The organism is uncultured Brachyspira sp. (assembly GCF_949287625.1).
In the GTDB taxonomy this organism is placed as follows: domain Bacteria; phylum Spirochaetota; class Brachyspiria; order Brachyspirales; family Brachyspiraceae; genus Brachyspira.
This window is the reverse complement of sequence record NZ_CASEGO010000020.1, coordinates 1-16,837: the sequence shown is the minus strand read 5'-3', so window position 1 is coordinate 16,837 and position 16,837 is coordinate 1. Positions and strand designations below refer to the sequence as shown.

The 16,837-nt window shown below is 28.0% G+C and carries 13 protein-coding genes, 1 tRNA gene and 1 pseudogene; 5 read left to right on the top strand and 10 right to left on the bottom strand.

The features are described from left to right. Positions 1-39 precede the first annotated feature (39 nt). Positions 40-639: an imidazoleglycerol-phosphate dehydratase HisB gene (gene hisB, locus Q1X91_RS05225; protein ID WP_300754045.1), complete on the top strand. Its 600-nt coding sequence runs from the start codon at positions 40-42 to the stop codon at positions 637-639. A 488-nt stretch (positions 640-1,127) separates the two neighbouring features. Here the strand turns inward: hisB and lepA are convergent, their stop codons facing one another. Then, on the bottom strand, positions 1,128-2,939 hold the full coding sequence (lepA, locus tag Q1X91_RS05220; RefSeq protein ID WP_300754042.1) for a translation elongation factor 4: 1,812 nt from the start codon (positions 2,937-2,939) through the stop codon (positions 1,128-1,130). Positions 2,940-3,146: 207 nt separating this feature from the next. Here lepA and Q1X91_RS05215 point away from each other — a divergent pair. Together Q1X91_RS05215 and Q1X91_RS05210 are read left to right on the top strand one after the other, a co-directional pair. Then, positions 3,147-3,889, top strand: a pseudogene (locus Q1X91_RS05215) (transporter substrate-binding domain-containing protein). A gap of 111 nt (positions 3,890-4,000) precedes the next feature. Continuing rightward, positions 4,001-4,759: a transporter substrate-binding domain-containing protein gene (locus Q1X91_RS05210; protein ID WP_300754071.1), complete on the top strand. Its 759-nt coding sequence runs from the start codon at positions 4,001-4,003 to the stop codon at positions 4,757-4,759. Here Q1X91_RS05210 and Q1X91_RS05205 read toward each other — a convergent pair. The 6 genes from Q1X91_RS05205 to yajC all read right to left on the bottom strand — a co-directional run bounded on the left by Q1X91_RS05205 (position 4,752) and on the right by yajC (position 11,388). Further along, positions 4,752-6,512 (bottom strand): SWIM zinc finger family protein, encoded by a 1,761-nt coding sequence (locus Q1X91_RS05205; protein WP_300754040.1) that lies wholly within the window; start codon positions 6,510-6,512, stop codon positions 4,752-4,754. The genes Q1X91_RS05210 and Q1X91_RS05205 overlap by 8 nt on opposite strands. A 16-nt stretch (positions 6,513-6,528) precedes the next feature. Continuing rightward, positions 6,529-7,188 carry a DUF3226 domain-containing protein gene (locus Q1X91_RS05200; RefSeq protein WP_300754038.1) on the bottom strand — a complete coding sequence of 220 codons (660 nt, stop codon included), beginning with the start codon at positions 7,186-7,188 and terminating at the stop codon, positions 6,529-6,531. A gap of 4 nt (positions 7,189-7,192) precedes the next feature. Continuing rightward, the gene (locus Q1X91_RS05195; protein WP_300754036.1) at positions 7,193-8,257 is read right to left on the bottom strand and encodes an ATP/GTP-binding protein; all 1,065 of its coding nucleotides are present in this window, start codon (positions 8,255-8,257) and stop codon (positions 7,193-7,195) included. A 150-nt stretch (positions 8,258-8,407) separates the two neighbouring features. After that, positions 8,408-9,346 (bottom strand): protein translocase subunit SecF, encoded by a 939-nt coding sequence (secF, locus tag Q1X91_RS05190; RefSeq protein WP_300754033.1) that lies wholly within the window; start codon positions 9,344-9,346, stop codon positions 8,408-8,410. Positions 9,347-9,418: 72 nt separating this feature from the next. Beyond that, positions 9,419-10,930 carry a protein translocase subunit SecD gene (secD, locus tag Q1X91_RS05185; protein WP_300754030.1) on the bottom strand — a complete coding sequence of 504 codons (1,512 nt, stop codon included), beginning with the start codon at positions 10,928-10,930 and terminating at the stop codon, positions 9,419-9,421. A gap of 29 nt (positions 10,931-10,959) precedes the next feature. After that, positions 10,960-11,388 (bottom strand): preprotein translocase subunit YajC, encoded by a 429-nt coding sequence (gene yajC / locus Q1X91_RS05180; protein ID WP_013114074.1) that lies wholly within the window; start codon positions 11,386-11,388, stop codon positions 10,960-10,962. Positions 11,389-11,624: 236 nt separating this feature from the next. Here yajC and Q1X91_RS05175 point away from each other — a divergent pair. Then, positions 11,625-11,709: transfer RNA gene (locus Q1X91_RS05175), tRNA-Leu, on the top strand. A gap of 77 nt (positions 11,710-11,786) precedes the next feature. Continuing rightward, positions 11,787-11,987, top strand: coding sequence for a hypothetical protein (locus Q1X91_RS05170; protein ID WP_300754026.1), 201 nt, complete (start codon positions 11,787-11,789; stop codon positions 11,985-11,987). A gap of 4 nt (positions 11,988-11,991) precedes the next feature. Here the strand turns inward: Q1X91_RS05170 and Q1X91_RS05165 are convergent, their stop codons facing one another. From Q1X91_RS05165 to Q1X91_RS05155, 3 genes are all read right to left on the bottom strand, one after another. Continuing rightward, a complete protein-coding gene (locus Q1X91_RS05165; RefSeq protein ID WP_300754024.1) occupies positions 11,992-12,279 on the bottom strand; it encodes a DUF6506 family protein in 288 nt (95 codons plus the stop codon). 862 nt (positions 12,280-13,141) lie between these two features. Continuing rightward, a complete protein-coding gene (locus Q1X91_RS05160) occupies positions 13,142-14,326 on the bottom strand; it encodes a Xaa-Pro peptidase family protein (protein ID WP_300754069.1) in 1,185 nt (394 codons plus the stop codon). Between the two features lie 36 nt (positions 14,327-14,362). Next, positions 14,363-15,913 carry an AbgT family transporter gene (locus Q1X91_RS05155; RefSeq protein WP_300754022.1) on the bottom strand — a complete coding sequence of 517 codons (1,551 nt, stop codon included), beginning with the start codon at positions 15,911-15,913 and terminating at the stop codon, positions 14,363-14,365. Positions 15,914-16,837: the final 924 nt, after the last annotated feature.

Below are 16,837 nucleotides of genomic sequence, written 5' to 3'. Positions count from 1 at the left end.
TAATAATTATTTTCAACTATAAACGGAGAATATTTAATTATGAGAGCTGCTGAGATAGAAAGAAATACTAATGAAACTAAAATAAAAATAAAACTTAATATTGACGGTACAGGCAAATATAAAAATGACACTAAAATAGGTTTTTTTAATCATATGCTTGATTTATTTGCCCGTCATGGAAGATTTGATTTGGAAGTGATATGTAACGGAGACATAGATGTAGACTATCATCATTCCGTTGAAGATGTAGGCATAGTTTTGGGTAAATGTTTTTCTGAAGCATTAGGAGATATGAAGGGGATAAAAAGATATGGAAATTTCTGCATGCCTATGTGCGAGGCTTTAACTTTAACTGCCGTTGACATATGCGGAAGAAGCCATTTAGTTTTTGACAGCGATTTAAAACATGAAAAAGTTGGTGATTTTGATACAGAACTTGTCAAAGAGTTTTTTACAGCCTTTATAAATTCTATGAATATTACTTTGCATATAAAAACTTTTCATGGGGAAAATACTCATCATATAATAGAATCCATTTTTAAAGGTGCGGCACGTGCTTTATCACAGGCCTGCGAAATAGATGAAAGATATAAAAATGAAGTTCTTTCTACAAAGGGTATGCTTGAAAGTAATAAATAAACTGTAAATAAGTTTTTGTATTTTATATTTTTTAGTGTATACCTAAACGACTATAATTTGTCAAAAAATTAATTTTTAAATTTCAGTATTTGAGGGGACTAGCCTCCACACCCCCACTTCTTTTGTGATGCTGTCCGCCTCGCTCTGCGTGCCGTAGGCAGGTGTGGCACAAAGAACAATACGCTGTACGCCTGTGGCGAAAAGACTGCATTTGACGAAGTCCACCTTTAGGTGTAGCCCAAATTTCGGGTATTACCATACATTTAATACATATATTTGAAGTATAAAGTTTTAGTAATTGCGTTTTTTGCAACTTTTTTGTGCGGCAAAAAAGTTGATAATTCTATATAATGTACATTAGTTGACAAAATGAAATAGTTCCAGTATATACCTAAACGACTATAATTTACAAAAAATTAATTTTTTTAATTTAAAATATTGCGGGGCTTCGTATCAAATCCCAGATATTTAAAAATAATAATAAAAAATTATTTATTGTTGTCATCGGTTTTAAGTACGCTTATAAATGCATCCTGAGGTATCTCTACGCTTCCTATGGCTTTCATTCTCTTTTTACCTTCTTTCTGCTTTTCAAGAAGTTTTCTTTTTCTTGTGATGTCTCCTCCGTAACATTTGGCTGTAACATTTTTTCTTAAAGCACTAATGTTTTCACGGGCGATAATTCTTCCTCCTATTGCTGCCTGTAATGGAATCTGGAACATATGTTTTGGAATAAGATGCTTTAATTTTTCTATGATTTGTCTTCCTCTGCTTTCGGCATTGCTCCTATGTGCCATAAATGATAAAGCATCTACCACTTCACCATGAACTAATATATCTATCTTTTCTATTTGGCTTTCTCTGAAGTCTGAAAAATCATAATCGAATGAAGCATATCCTCTTGATATGGATTTTAATTTATCGTAAAAATCATATACTACTTCTATTAAAGGCAAATCAAATTTAATTTCTGCTCTTTTATCATCTAAATAATTTAATGATGTCTGAGTACCTCTTCTGTCTATACAGAGAGAGATAATGTTTCCCAAATAATCGGTAGGTACTATTATAAGTGCATTTATAAAAGGCTCATAACATTTTTCTATATACTGTGCGGTAGGAAAATCTGCAGGGTTGTCAATAATTTTCTCCTCGCCGTTTGTGAGTTTTAATTTTACTTCTACTGATGGGCTAGTTATTACAAGATTGAGATTAAACTCCCTTTCAAGTCTTTCCTGCACAATCTCCAAATGTAAAAGTCCTAAAAATCCGCATCTGTACCCAAAACCCAAAGCTATAGAGCGTTCTGGCTCATAAACTAATGAAGCATCATTTAATTTTAATTTTTCTAATGCCTTTTGAAGACTAGTATAATCTTCATCTTCAGCAGGAAATATACCAGCAAATACCATAGGAAGAACTTCTTTATATCCTATTAGAGGCTCATCAGAAGGATTTTCTTCAAGCGTTATAGTATCTCCTATTTTTATGTCGGATATATTTTTAATGCCTGCAATAATGTATCCTACTTCTCCGCTTTTAAGTTCATTAGCTGATTTAAGCCCAAGCAAAAGTGTACCGCATTCTTCAACTTCATACTCTGCTTTAGTTTCCATTAAAAGAAGTTTATCATTCTTTTTTATAGAGCCGTCAAATATTCTCACTATCATAACAGCACCGCGGAAAGGATCATAATAAGAATCAAATATCAATGCCCTAGTTTTTTTATTAGTATTATCTTTTGGAGAAGGTATCATCTTAACAACTGCCTCAAGTATTTCATCAATACCTATATCATTTTTAGCACTTGCAAGTACAACATCATCTTTATTAACACCAAACTCTTTCTCCATCTGTTCCTTACAAAGTTCAATATTGGCAGCAGGTAAATCTATTTTATTAATAACAGGTACAATCTCCAAATTATTTTCAAAAGCAAGATAAAAGTTAGAAATAGTCTGAGCCTCCACTCCCTGAGCAGCGTCAACTACTAATATAGCACCCTCGCATGCAGCAAGTGAGCGTGAAACCTCATAATTAAAATCAACATGACCTGGAGTATCTATCAAATTAAGAGTATATACTTCTCCGTCTTTAGCCTCATAAGAAAGTTTTACGGCTTGGCTTTTTATAGTTATTCCTCTCTCTCTTTCTATATCCATAGAATCTAATATTTGAGCTTTCATCTCTCTGCTTGATACTGCTTTGGTATGCTCTATAATTCTATCAGCTAATGTGCTTTTACCATGGTCAACATGTGCTATGATGCAGAAATTTCTAATTTTTTCAGCGTATGACATTTATAAAATATATCCTTAAAAATAAAATATAATTATATTGATGATATATTATAATATAGTGAGTGCGTTTTTGCAAATTATTTTCTTCATCAGTTATGCATATATTAATATATATTTTATAAAAATAGCTTGACTTTTTTATAATATTTTATATTTTTATAATAAATACCTAATGTATGTATATTTATTGTGGTATATTTGTTTGTTATGAAGAGAATAATTATTTTTGTGTCATTTGCATTATTTGTTCTGATTTCTTTTTCAGTATGCCGTAACAATTCTAGTAATAATTCTAATAAACAAGAAGAAATATATAATGATTATTCTAATAATACTTATGTAAGAGTTGGAATATATGTTTACGATTATCCTCTTCTTTATTTGAGTAATGATAATTTAGGCGGACTTGATTATGATATAATGAATGAAATAGCAAAGGCTGAAAACTTAAAATTAGAATATATACAAACTCAATTTTCTGAACTTATACCGTCTTTGCAAAACAATATAATCGACATTGCAATAGCTGGAATAAGCATTACAGAAGATAGAAAAAAACTTGTGAGTTTTTCAGATAAATATTACAGTTCATCTCAGAGCATTATTGTACTTAAAGATAATTCGGAGTTATAAAAGATACCATTTCTGATACTATCATATCAAAGTCAAATAATATTAATGTTTTAAGGTTTGATATTGCAGGAAGTGCTTTGCTTTCTTTAAAACTCGAAAATACTGATGCTGCTATGCTTGACAGAGTTACATGCAATAATTATATTAAATATGATAATGATATAAAAATAGCAGAAGATATTATATTTCCAGAACTTGATTATGGTATAGCTGTAAGAAAAGATGATAATGTTTTGCTTAAAAAGATTAATAGAGGGCTTAATACAATAATGACTAATGGAGTTTATGAAACGCTCATAAATAAGCATTTAAATTAAAGAGTTCACATTATGTATTTTTGATAATAAATTGCTTGACTTTTTTTATATATAAATTACTTTTATATTATCTAATCTCATATACATTTATTTTAGGAAGAAATAATAATGATGAAAAAAATAATTTTAATTGTATCAATTATTTTATTAGTGTCATGCTCTAATAGTTCTAATAATACCGCCTCTAATATAGATAATATTACTAACAGATCTGTAAATGTAGGTATATATGTTTATGATTATCCTTTTGGTTATATGTCTAATGGTCATATAGGCGGATTTGATTATGATTTGATGAATGAAATATCAAAAATATCAGGTTTAAAAATGAATTTCAATCCTATGAAGTTTGAAGAGCTTATGCCTGCTTTGGAATCTCATAAGATTGATGTCATTATAGCAGGAATGACTGTAACAGAAGAGAGAAAAGAGATCGTAAATTTTTCAGATAAATATTATACAACCAGTCAGGCAGTTATTATAGATAAGAGCAATACAAATATAAATAAAGAAGAAGATTTAATAGGTAAAAATGTTGGTGTGATAATAGGAACTGTTGCAGACAGTATGATTTCGAAAATAGATGGAATTAATATAGAAAGATTTGATACAGGAAGCAGTATTATACTAGCTTTGAAAGTAGGTAAAGTAGATGCGGCTGTATTTGATAAAACTACATGCGAGCATTTTGCTGCTTATGATGATGAAATAAAAATAGTTTCTGGAATAAAATATCCTGATGAAGATTACGCTATAGCTTTCAGAAAAGAAGATACTGATTTATTAAATACTTTCAATAAAGCTTTAATGGAGATTATGCTAAGCGGATATCATGATGAACTTATGAAAAAGCATTTAGCTACTAATTAACATCTTCAAAAAATATGTTGATAACAGCATTGATATTTATTATGCTTATTGGACGTATATAATATTTAGTTTTTTCTAGTAATATAAATTTATCTTTATCTATTTTCGAGTTTTTATAATTCATTATATATTTGATTCCGTTTGAATGAATTGATGTATATTTTATATTTAAAGTTAATCTCTCTTCATCATCATCTTTTGTGTAGTTTACTATATCAAAATAAAGTATTTGTTCTGTTTTATTAAATTCTATGTTTTCTATTTTTTGGAATTTTGCCAGTATAATTTTTACTCTGTTATTTTTATTGAAGTAGTCATATTGAAAATCTATATTAAGTATATCATTATAGTTTTCAGCGAATAATTCTTCATTGTTTTTTGATATTCTTAATTCTTCTAAAAGCTGACAATTAATTCTATCATTTAGTATCACTGAAGTTTTTTTACTTGATGATATTCTCTCTTCATTATTAACTTTATAATTTATAAATTTAAATTTATGTTTAGAAATTTCTTCTATTGATATATTATTTTCAAAATGAATTTTTTTTCTGTAATTGCTTCTAACATCATCATATGATATTTTGGCATTATCATAGAATGTTGGTATTACATAAGAAAAGAAAGATACTTTTTTTGAATTAATATTATATAAATAAGCACTAGCTCCTAAATATCCAGTAGAACTTATCCAAGGATAAGCCCCAAGTCCTAAAAGCTCTCCGCTTGTTCTGTTTATATATTTGCTTCTAATTTCTCCAGTTAGTAGTTTTACAGTTTTATTATCATTTTCTTTCTTTGCTTTTTCTATTACAAGTATTGTATTATAAAGTCTTGATAATGTGGCGAATGCAAATAATTTATTAAAAGAAGCATGTTTATTTATCATAGAATCAATACTCTCAGCAATACTTCTAAACATCTTTGCTATTTCAGGCATATTTTTTACTTGAAGTTTTATGCTTAATTGCTCTGATATATCAAAATCTTTTTCGCTGCATGAATAAAATCCTTTTTCAAATATATTTTCTGCAAAACTTTTTGCGAATTTTAAAATATTTTCATCTATCTCTTTATCCTCTTCTTTTATATCTTCTAAAGTTCCGTACATTTCTTTGTATTTCAGTATTGCTATTATTTTATGGGCACAAAGTGAAGAATCTTTGCACGAACATACTGCCTTTTTTATGCTGTCTTTTTGAGGGAAATAAATAATTGTATTTTCTTCTGGAATATTTATTTCAAGCATAGCGTCTTCTTTTATATCTGCTTCAATATTTTCATAAAACCTATCTAATGCATATTCAAAATTTCTTTTAGTGCTTAATTTTCTAATTTCATCAAAACTTATATTTTTGACTTCATCGAATGTATTATTTATTATATTATTGTTTGTTTCTTTTGTGTTATTATCTTTGTTATCATTTTCTATATCATCATTTGTTTTATTTTCTGTATCAAAATGTTCTATATATAAAAGAGACATTATGATATGTTTGCAGATATCTTTTGACGGGCATGTGCATTTGCTTAATTTTATATCTTCATCATTAAGTGTTACTTCTATTTTCTCTCCTGTATCTATTGTAACTTTTATTTTATTATCAGCTTCTTCAAGTTTTATTTTTTCAGGGGTATTATTTATAATATTATCAATGTCTTTTACTGATCTGTTATATATACCTTTGTTTGTGAGAGTAAGGAGAAATTTTTCATTTATATATTGTTTTAAATTGTTAATTTTCTCAGTCATTTTATAAGCCTATTTTTTATTTGAACATATTATTTAAAAAATCAATTAAATTAGATAGTATATTTGAATCTAAATAATGAGAGCATTCCTGAAATAATCCTCCTATTGTATTTCTCTTTTTGCATCTTACCGATATGAATGCCAGTATTTTTGCTTTTAATAAATGGGCTTCATTACTGCCTTGATTAATATAATTATCTGCACAGTTAAAAAAATTATTAACGCAGTCATTATATAAATCTTTATCATTTTCTAAAATTATTTTTTCTACTAAATGTTCTAAATATCCGGAAGTTTTATCATCAGTTTTAGCTGTTATAAATAATCCTTTATAATCATCATAATAAATATTTTTGTTTTGATTATATTCACATTTTATAATATCATTAAAAATATTAAATCTTTTTTGAGCATTACTTTCAGCATCAACTACAATAGCAAGTTTTTCTATATTGTTATAGTTGGAAGTTTTTATAAATGAAGTAATATGATTTTTATTATCAACTTTATTGATTGTTATTATATGTATAGTATCATCATCTTCTATAAAGTTTTTTATATTTTGACTTGATTCATATTTTAAGTTTAATTTGTCTTTAATTATAAGTGAGCATAAATCTCTCTCATCATTTCTTTCAACAAGAAGAACTTTTTTAGCCATAGGATTATTAAGCATTATTTTATCTTACCTCCCAATTATCCATAGCATTATTTAACTCTTCATTGTTATATATTATGGCTTTATATTTATACTTTTCTTTTTTGTCCGCTTCTATTCTTATGCCCTGAATATCATCATTTGAATTGTATTCATTTTTTACTTCATTATAAACATCATTAAAAGCCTTTATACATTCATAGGAATGAGTAGTAGCAAAAATCTGTATATTACCTAAATAAGACACTTTAAATAGAGATAGCCATAAATTTCGTAAAGAACTGTAATGAAATCCATTATCGATTTCATCTATAAATAAAACTCCATTTGGAAGAAATGAAGCATTAACTATATAATTGAATATTTTTAATATACCGCTCCCCAATGCATTTATTGGTAAATATCTGTCAAGACCGATATCAGCTTCGCAAACTTTGTCTGAGGATATTCTTATTGATTCTATATTTGGTATTATAGCTTTTAAACTCTCTACAACTGTTTTATCTATTTTTAAATTTTGAAGCCTATTAAATGCTCCTATCGTTTCATTTTTTACTTTTGTTTCAGAAGTACTATAATCATTTAAAAAAGAAAAATTAAATAGGGCAGCATTAATAATAGATGATAATATTTTTTTGTTGTCAAATATAAAAGTATTATTAATAGGAACAAAGCTATTATCAAGATGTCTGTTATTATTTATAAGCATTGGAAGTTTTATAGTTTCTCCATTATTATTTTCTACCTGATAATAAATTCCATCTAATAGACTATTTGTTAATGATTTTATAGGATATATATTTAATTCTCTTTTATTAGTTTTTATATTTATAGGGTTTGTATAATCAAAATTATGAAAAATTAATTCCAAATTATTATTTAGAGGTATATCCCTTTGCAAAAAAGAAGATAATATTGTATCACTTCTAAACATATTTGAGTATAAATATAATGCTTCCAAAAGATTGCTTTTTCCAACACTATTTTTACCGAATATTAAATTGAACCTTTTAAAACTGTCAATAGAAAATTCTTTGAAGCATTTAAAATTACTTATACTAATATTTGGTATTTGAATATCACTCATAATTTTTATTCCGTTTTTTGTTTATTATTTGATATAAAAAATAATATACTAAAATAAATATCTTGTCAAAGATAAAAAATAATTCAAATAAAAAAGAGCATACATAATAATGCATACTCTTTTTTGTATTATTAAAAAGTTAAAATATTTTTATGCTTTTTTAGTTTTCATAAATAATATTAAAAGACCGCTTGCTATGAAGTTACTAGCATAAGTACCTATGATAACACCGCAGAAGAATGTAAAGGCAAAATCGTAAAGTATGAAACCGCCCCATATCATAATAGCTAATGCTGCAAGAAGTGTAGAAATACCAGTTATTATAGTTCTTCCTACAACATTATTCAGACTTATATTAACAATCTCTTTAAATGGTATTTTAGTATCAGTATTTTCTCTTATTCTATCAAATACTACTATGATGTCGTTAATAGTATATCCTATCAAAGTGAGCATTGATGAGAGTACAAGTACTGAAAACTCTTTGTTTAAGAAAAGGAGTATTCCAAATACTATAACAACATTATGTATAAGTGTAATGATAGCAGGGAAAGCATATCTATAATTGAATCTTATAGTAATGTATATCATTATAATAATCCAAGAAACAATTATAAGTATGAATGCTAATTTCAAGTTATCAGCAGATACTACACCGCTTATGATGTTGCTTCCTATTAAATTAACTTTATCAGTACCATATTTATCATAAAGTACCTGCATAGCTCTGTCGGATTCTTCATTAGAACCTCTGAATCTTAAAAGAAAAGCATTGATATTAGCCTCTCCTTCAAGCTCCTGAATATTAACAGTTTCAGTTCCAAAGTTATTGTATAAAGCTCTTATTTCAGCAATATTTATAACTTCTGGACTATTTATCTGTACCTTTAATTCCACACCTCCTGCAAAGTCAATACCCATGTTAAAACTATTAGTGTTTAGTTTGCTTACAAATAAACCAATAGAGGCTATAAACAATACAGCAGATATAACAGCAGCAATAGGCATAAATTTAACAAAAGGTATTTTATTTTTTGTTAAATCATTATTTTCTTTTTTATCATTTTCTTTTTTAATATCTTCACTCATTATAAAATCCTATTTATTTTAAGCAATTATATATAAACAATTTTCATTCTTTTTGTCTTTATATATAAATAATTATATAAAGAAGAATCCTGCTTTCTTAAGCATTTTTGTACGTATAAGCTCTTCATATATGTATCTAGTAATGAATACAGCAGTAAATAAGTTTATCAATATACCAAAGAATAAAGTAATGGCAAACCCTTGTACTGGACCGCTTCCGAATATCCAAAGTATTAAAGCTACAATAATAGTTGTAATGTTAGAGTCAAATATTGTAGCAAATGCTCTGTCATAACCAGATATAATAGCATCAGCAACATTTGATTTAATTTTTAATTCATCTTTTATACGTTCAAATATAATAACATTAGCATCAACAGCCATACCTATAGTAAGAATAAGTCCAGCTATACCAGGTAATGTTAAAGTAAATCTCAATGGTGATAATACAGCTATAATAAGTATAACGTTCACAATCATAGCTATAGTAGCCAAAACGCCGGAAAGTCTGTAAACTGCTATCATAAATACAGCAACTAAAATAGCAGCCATAAGTAAAGCAGTAGCACCAGCTTTAACAGAGTCAGCTCCTATTGACTGACCTACAACTTCTTCTTCTACTATACTTACATTAAGAGGCAAAGCACCTTCTTTTAATATTCTAGCCAAATCCTGAGCTTCTTCTAAAGTAAATCTTCCAGTAATAACGCCTCTTCCGCCTCTAATTTCATCATTGATATTAGGAGCACTTATAACTTTATCATCTAATACTATAGCAAGCATTCTATTTTTATTTTGAGCTGTAACTAAAGCAAACTGTTCAGAACCTTCATTATTAAGTTCAAACTCAACGGTAACTTCTCCGAATTGTCCGCCGCCTACTTGTGCATTAACTAAAGAACTTCCTTCAAGAGAAGGTTCTTTATTAACAATAACAGGAGCACCTCTTATTCTTCTGCCGAAATCATCTTTTTCGCTGTAGAAATAAAGCTGTTTTCCGTATTCTGGTACTTTAGCCATATTTGTAAATACACCCATAAGCATATCATTTGTAGTTAAAGCAGCAGTAGCTTCTTCATCTACCAAATTAAATGTTAAAGCTCCCTGACTTAATACTACGCTTTTTATTCTGTCTGGGTCTCTGGCACCCGGAAGTTCAACAACCACTCTGTCTTCGCCCTGTTTCCTTATGCCTACCTCACTTACGCCAAATTGGTCAATTCTACCCCTAAGTCTTGATATAAGTCTGTCCATAGCATCATTTTTTTCTTCTGCTGTAAGAGAAGAAGCATTTCTATCTAATCTTGCAGCATATTCTTCAAAATCTGCTTGAAGTACTATTCTTATACCGCCCTGCAAATCCAAACCCATATTAACAGATTCGCTTCTTAAACGTTTAAGAGATTGAATATTGTCAATTTGTTTTTTAGTGTAGCCTTTAGCTATCATTTCATCTAAAGACAAATTACTTTCTTCTTTTTTGTCTTCAGATGTGAAAAAATACCATCTTACTGTAGGAGTAATAAACCAAGCCATTATGGCAAGTCCTATAATAATGAATGCTAGTCTTAAATTATGACTCATATTATATTGTCCTGTATTATTAATTTTTATCAGTCTTTTTTATCTTCTGCCTGAGCTTTTTCTAAATCTTCTTTTATTTGATTTTTATCTTCTATAGCTTTTTTATCTTTTTTCTCTTCTTTTTTAGGAGGGTTTAACATCTCTTCAGTAACAACTGCTGATATAGAAGATTTTATTATTTCCATCTTAGTATTTTCACCTACTTTTACTACAGCAATTCTTCCGCCTTCTTTATCGGATATATATTCTGCTATAATACCGCCTGATACTATTATTTTATCGCCTTTTTTTAATTCAGCTATACTTTGAGCCAATTTTTTTTGCTGCTGTTTCTGCGGTCTTATTAATAGGAAGTAAAAAATAGCAAATATTACTACCATCATACCGATGGATACTAATGGGCTTCCTCCTGCCTGTGCTCCTTGGGCAGTTTGTGCATATAATGTGGCTGTGAACATTCTTTAATTACCTCTTGATTTTTTTAAATTTTTTTGATTATAATATATTAACAATATTTTATACTTATGTCAACATATTATATATAAAAATTGTCCGCTATAGTTTTTTGCCAAGTAAACTTGCCATAGACTCCCAATTTTTATTTATGTTATATAATTTCATAATAAATGAATATTTTTTATAAATAAAACTTGATTTTTTTTTGTTAACATGATAATATATAAAGCAACTACCAGCTCGGGTGATGGAATTGGTAGACATAGCAGATTTAAAATCTGCTGGTCCTTGTGACCGTGCCGGTTCGATTCCGGCCCCGAGCAAATAAAACTAAATAACGGAGTAAATAATAAGGTTTGTAGCATATTTTTAAGCTATGAACTTTTTTTGTATATTAAATATGGTAAATAATCATGATAAACTTTCAAAACAAAATTTAATTATCCTAATTATAGGGCTTGTAATATTTGCTTTAAGTTTTTTATTTATTGCACTTGTAGGGCAGCATCCTGAAGGTTTTATGGGATTTCTAGCTCCTTTTACTATGCTTGTTGGTATTATAGTTATAGTTACAGGTTTCTTGTATAAATCTAATTCTTAATAACTTATTTACCAAAAAGTTTTTTATAAATATCATTTTGCTCTTCTAAGTGCACTACAAATCCTACAGCGATTTTATTTTCTGTAGCCTCTATTATTTTTCTAGCTCCTTCTTCTCCAAATCCCCCGCATAACTCTATACAGTCAACTCCTTCGTTTTGAAGTTCTTTTGCTGCTTTACAGGCTTCTTCTATATCAGATACGCCTATGATTTGAGATACTTCATTATGTATATATGCTCTGTCTTTATTGCTGTCAAAAATTTTACCCATTATTAAGTAAGCGAATTTCATTTTTTAATGCCTAATTTTTAAAAATTATTTTTATATCATACAAGATAAATATATAATTTCAAGTTTTATGATAGTTTTTAAATTTATAACATTATTAAACGCACGTTTAATCTATTGTTATATATAAACTAATTATCAATTATAATTTGTATTGTATATAAATGTTTCATGTTACGTGCGTAGAGGAAAATCTTAAATTTAAATCAAGCTTTGGGTGGGTGTTCTTAAAGAAATATAAACTTATAAATTTAATTAAAATATATTAAAAAAATAAAGCTTTTAAATCTAAAAGGGTGGGGATTAAAATAAAATTTTAAAATCTATTTTCACTCCCACCCTTTAAATTTTTGGGTACTATTTGTTATTTTTAACTTCTTTTTATCTTTTAGTTTTTACTGTCATTCTGGCTGCCCACCCAAGTGCTTTTTAAATTTGTGATATTCTTCAACGCACGTTTAACTTAATTCTTATAAGTATTGAAATTTTGATTATTAATTAATCTATATTTTAAAAATTAGTTCTACGTGCGTGTAGGAAAGTTTTAAATTTAAACAATACTTTGGGCGGGTGTTCTTAAAGAAATATAAACTTATAAATTTAATTAAAACATATTAAAAAAATAAAGCTTTTAAATCTAAAAGGGCGGGGATTTAAATAAAATTTAAAAATCTATTTTCACTCCCACCCTATAAATTCTTTAATTTTATACTGTTATTTTTTAATTCTTTTTTCTTTCTTAGCTTTTACTGTGGTTTTGGCTGCCCACCCAAGTGCTTTTTTATTTTACAATGCAATTTTAATATAAAGTTAAAATAAAAAGGCTCAAGTATTAAACTCAAGCCTCTCTATAATTTTTATATTTCTAGTCAATATAATGAGGTGCAGCATCAGTTATAACTTCGCATCCATCTTTTGTAACTACAATCATATCCTCTATATTATAACCTCCTATACCTTCCATATAACAAGGTGCTTCTATACATAATACCATATTTTCTTCTATAAGCCTTGTTTCATTTTTTGATACAAAAGGTGCTTCAGCTGTTTGCAGACCCATACTAATACTATGTCCCATATGCCCCCTTTCATAACCTGGATATTTTTTCTTAACGTATTCAAAACCCATATTAAATATCTCAGAAAAAGGAACATTTGGTTTTATATTTTCTATCATTAATGTTCTTGCTTCATATAAAGTATCTTTTAATTTAAAAAGCTCTTTATCGGCATTAGGCATAAACCAAGATCTAGACATATCTGTAGTATAAAAATCCCATTCTGCATTAACTCCGCCGTCAAATTTTATTATGTCTGTATCTTTAACAGAGGTATCTCCAGATATAGCCAAAGCAGAAGCATTTTTACCCGTTAAAAAAGCAGACCAAGTACTTGGTACGCATATTTTACTTTCCATAACATTTAATCTATAAATATCCATAAGCTCTTTTTCTGTTATATTCGGCTTAGCAAATTTACTTGTATGAAGCATAGCCAAAGCCCCAGCATTTGCTATTTTTTTTATTATATCTATTTCTTCTTTTGTTTTTACTGATCTTGCCTTTATAAATAATGGGCTGGAATTTTTTATTATGATATTAGGAAGTTTTTCTCTTAACAGATTAAAATAATTAATACTTATAAAATCTAATTCCAATCCTATAGTTTTATTTTCAAGTCCGTATTCTTTTATTAATCTAACTAGAATATCCAATGAACCTGAGAAACTTTTAAAATTTTTAGCTCTAAGCGAACCCTCACTGCTTATAAGTTTATCAAAGGTTTTTACACCAACCCCAGTATCATACTGAACTACTTTGCAGTTATCAGCTCTTTTCTCTAAAGCCTCTTTTTCAAAATCCATACAAACAGCTATTGTTTGAATATTCTCATCACTATTTACAAGCGCCATAGATACAGCAGGCATTCTCGAAACAGCATGCTGATGCGAAGCTGTTCCAGTAACATAATGAAAATTTTCGGGAGAAGATACTATTAAAGCATCAATGTTTTCTTCTCTCATAATTTTTTTATATTTTTCACTCTCGATTTCATATTATAATCCCATTTTTATATAATTGCCTTATCATATTCCATAATGTATAGGAGCATTAATACCAACAGGAAATCCTATAAGCATCCAAATTACTAAGAGTATTATCCATGCTATTAAGAATGCTATGGAATAAGGAAGCATCATAGTTATAACAGTTCCAACTCCGCTTTCCTTATTATATTTTTTTACAAATGCTACTATCAAAGGGAAAAACGGCATTAAAGGAGCTATTATATTTGTAGTTGAATCTCCTATTCTATAAGCTACTTGTGTTAATTCAGGAGATAGTCCCAACTGCATAAACATAGGTACAAATATAGGAGCCATTATAGCCCATTTAGCAGAATCTACTGCTATGAATATATTAATAAATGCTGTTACTATAATAAAGGAAACTATTAGAGGAATACCAACAAATCCTATTGACTTTAGGAAATTAGCTCCAGTTACAGAAAGTATTATCCCTACATTTGAATAATTAAAGTAATCAACAAACTGAGCAGCAAAGAATAATAAAACCAAAAATTCTGATATTGTAGATATAGTTTTTACCATTAAAGCTACAACTTCTTTGTCAGATTTTACAGTACCAGCTCCTATACCGTAAAATAAGCCTGGTATTAAAAAAGCAAACATCATCATTATTATTATACCGCTCATAAAAGGAGACTGCAGTATTCCTCCAGTTTCAGGATTTCTGAGTACGGCATTTTTAGGAACTACTAAAGCGAGAATTATAATTACATAAATTATAAATGCTATAATAGCAAACAACATACCTCTTTTTTCATTTGCTTCAATATCCGAAACTACAGAATCTTCATCAGGTTTATATTTGCCAAGTCTTGGTTCTATTATTTTATCAGTAACTATAGTTCCTATTATAGTTATTAGAAAAGTAGATACAAACATAAAATACCAGTTTCCTGTAGGCTGTACAGTATATGAAGGATCTAATAATCTTGCAGCTTCAGTAGAAAGTCCTGCAAATAGAGGGTCATTAGAACCTATTATTAAGTTAGCATTCCATCCTCCAGAAACTCCAGCAAAAGCAGCAGCCAAGCCAGCAACAGGGTGTCTTCCGAAACTCATAAATATTATAGCTCCAAGAGGAACTAAAACTACATATCCTGTAGAAGAAGCTACATTTGACATTATTCCTAAAAATACTACAGATGCAGTAACAAACTGTTTTGGAGTTACTTTTACAAGTTTTCTTAACACTGCTGACATAAATCCAGTTCCATCTGCCACTCCAACCCCAAGCATTATAGCAAATACTACTCCCAATGGGAAAAAGCTTGTAAAGTTGCTTATAGCAGAAGTATAAATATGTCTTATACCTTCAGGTGTTAAAAGACTTACTGCTTTAACTGTTTTTGTAATATATGAACTGCTTGCTGAGTCAAACACCTCATACTCTACAAAAATTCCTAATTTGAAACATATATGTGATATAAAAAGCATTATTAAAGCAAATACCACAAATAATGTAGTTGGATCTGGAAGAGAATTTCCAACTTTCTCTATCCTATCCAAAATTTTTAAAATTTTTCCTTCTTTTGATTTTTCTTCAGGCATATAAAAATCCTTTTTTAATTTATATTTTTAATTTTATTTTGATTAATTTAAAAGACTATTAGAATATAATGTTTTTCTGGGGAAAATAATATTTATAGAAAAATATCATTAAGTGAAAATAAAATAGTTTTTTGAAATTATACATAGTTATTATAACTGCACCTATATGTAAAAAATACTAACATTAAAATATAATAAAGTCAATTATTATTATTAATATTTTTATAAAAATAGTTTTATTAACTTAATAATTACATAATATAAGCTATTTATATCATTATATACGCTTCACTAAAGAATATATTTTTATATAAAGTAATATATATCTGTAAATTTTTGTATAGTTTAAAAATTTATTCCCACCCTTTAAATTTTTGAATATTATACTGTTATTTATGTATAGTTTTTATTTTTTAGCTTTATCTGTTATTCTGGCTTCCCACCCAAGTGTTTTTTAAATTTATGATACCGCTCAACGCACGTTTAACTTAATTCTTATAAGTAATAAAAATTGTAATTATAAATTAAGCCATATTTTAAAAATCTGTTCTGCGTGCGTATAGGAAAGTCTTAAATTTAAATAACGCTTGGGCGGGTGTACTTGAAGAAATATAGGCTCATAAATTTAATTAAAACATATTAAAAAAATAAAGCTTTTAAATCTGAAATGGCGGGGATTAAAATAAAGTTTGAGAATTTGTTTTCACTCCCACCATTTAAATTTTTGAATATTATACTGCTATTTATGTATAGTTTTTATTTTTTAGCTTTGTCTATTATTCTGATTGCCACCCAAGTGCTTTTTTATTTATAATATTATTCAACATTCAACGTACGGTTATACACGTATTTTTTAATTTTATATTTTATGAATTCTTATTATTAATTTGTTCTTTTGCAACGGGAAAAGTTGATAGACTATAT

Excerpts from the sequence above, each read along its gene's own strand:
- hisB (WP_300754045.1), top strand. The coding sequence starts at position 40 with ATGAGAGCTGCTGAGATAGAAAGAAATACTAATGAAACTAAAATAAAA.
- lepA (WP_300754042.1), bottom strand. The coding sequence starts at position 2,939 with ATGTCATACGCTGAAAAAATTAGAAATTTCTGCATCATAGCACATGTT.
- Q1X91_RS05210 (WP_300754071.1), top strand. The coding sequence starts at position 4,001 with ATGAAAAAAATAATTTTAATTGTATCAATTATTTTATTAGTGTCATGC.
- Q1X91_RS05205 (WP_300754040.1), bottom strand. The coding sequence starts at position 6,512 with ATGACTGAGAAAATTAACAATTTAAAACAATATATAAATGAAAAATTT.
- Q1X91_RS05200 (WP_300754038.1), bottom strand. The coding sequence starts at position 7,188 with ATGCTTAATAATCCTATGGCTAAAAAAGTTCTTCTTGTTGAAAGAAAT.
- Q1X91_RS05195 (WP_300754036.1), bottom strand. The coding sequence starts at position 8,257 with ATGAGTGATATTCAAATACCAAATATTAGTATAAGTAATTTTAAATGC.
- secF (WP_300754033.1), bottom strand. The coding sequence starts at position 9,346 with ATGAGTGAAGATATTAAAAAAGAAAATGATAAAAAAGAAAATAATGAT.
- secD (WP_300754030.1), bottom strand. The coding sequence starts at position 10,930 with ATGAGTCATAATTTAAGACTAGCATTCATTATTATAGGACTTGCCATA.
- yajC (WP_013114074.1), bottom strand. The coding sequence starts at position 11,388 with ATGTTCACAGCCACATTATATGCACAAACTGCCCAAGGAGCACAGGCA.
- Q1X91_RS05170 (WP_300754026.1), top strand. The coding sequence starts at position 11,787 with ATGGTAAATAATCATGATAAACTTTCAAAACAAAATTTAATTATCCTA.
- Q1X91_RS05165 (WP_300754024.1), bottom strand. The coding sequence starts at position 12,279 with ATGAAATTCGCTTACTTAATAATGGGTAAAATTTTTGACAGCAATAAA.
- Q1X91_RS05155 (WP_300754022.1), bottom strand. The coding sequence starts at position 15,913 with ATGCCTGAAGAAAAATCAAAAGAAGGAAAAATTTTAAAAATTTTGGAT.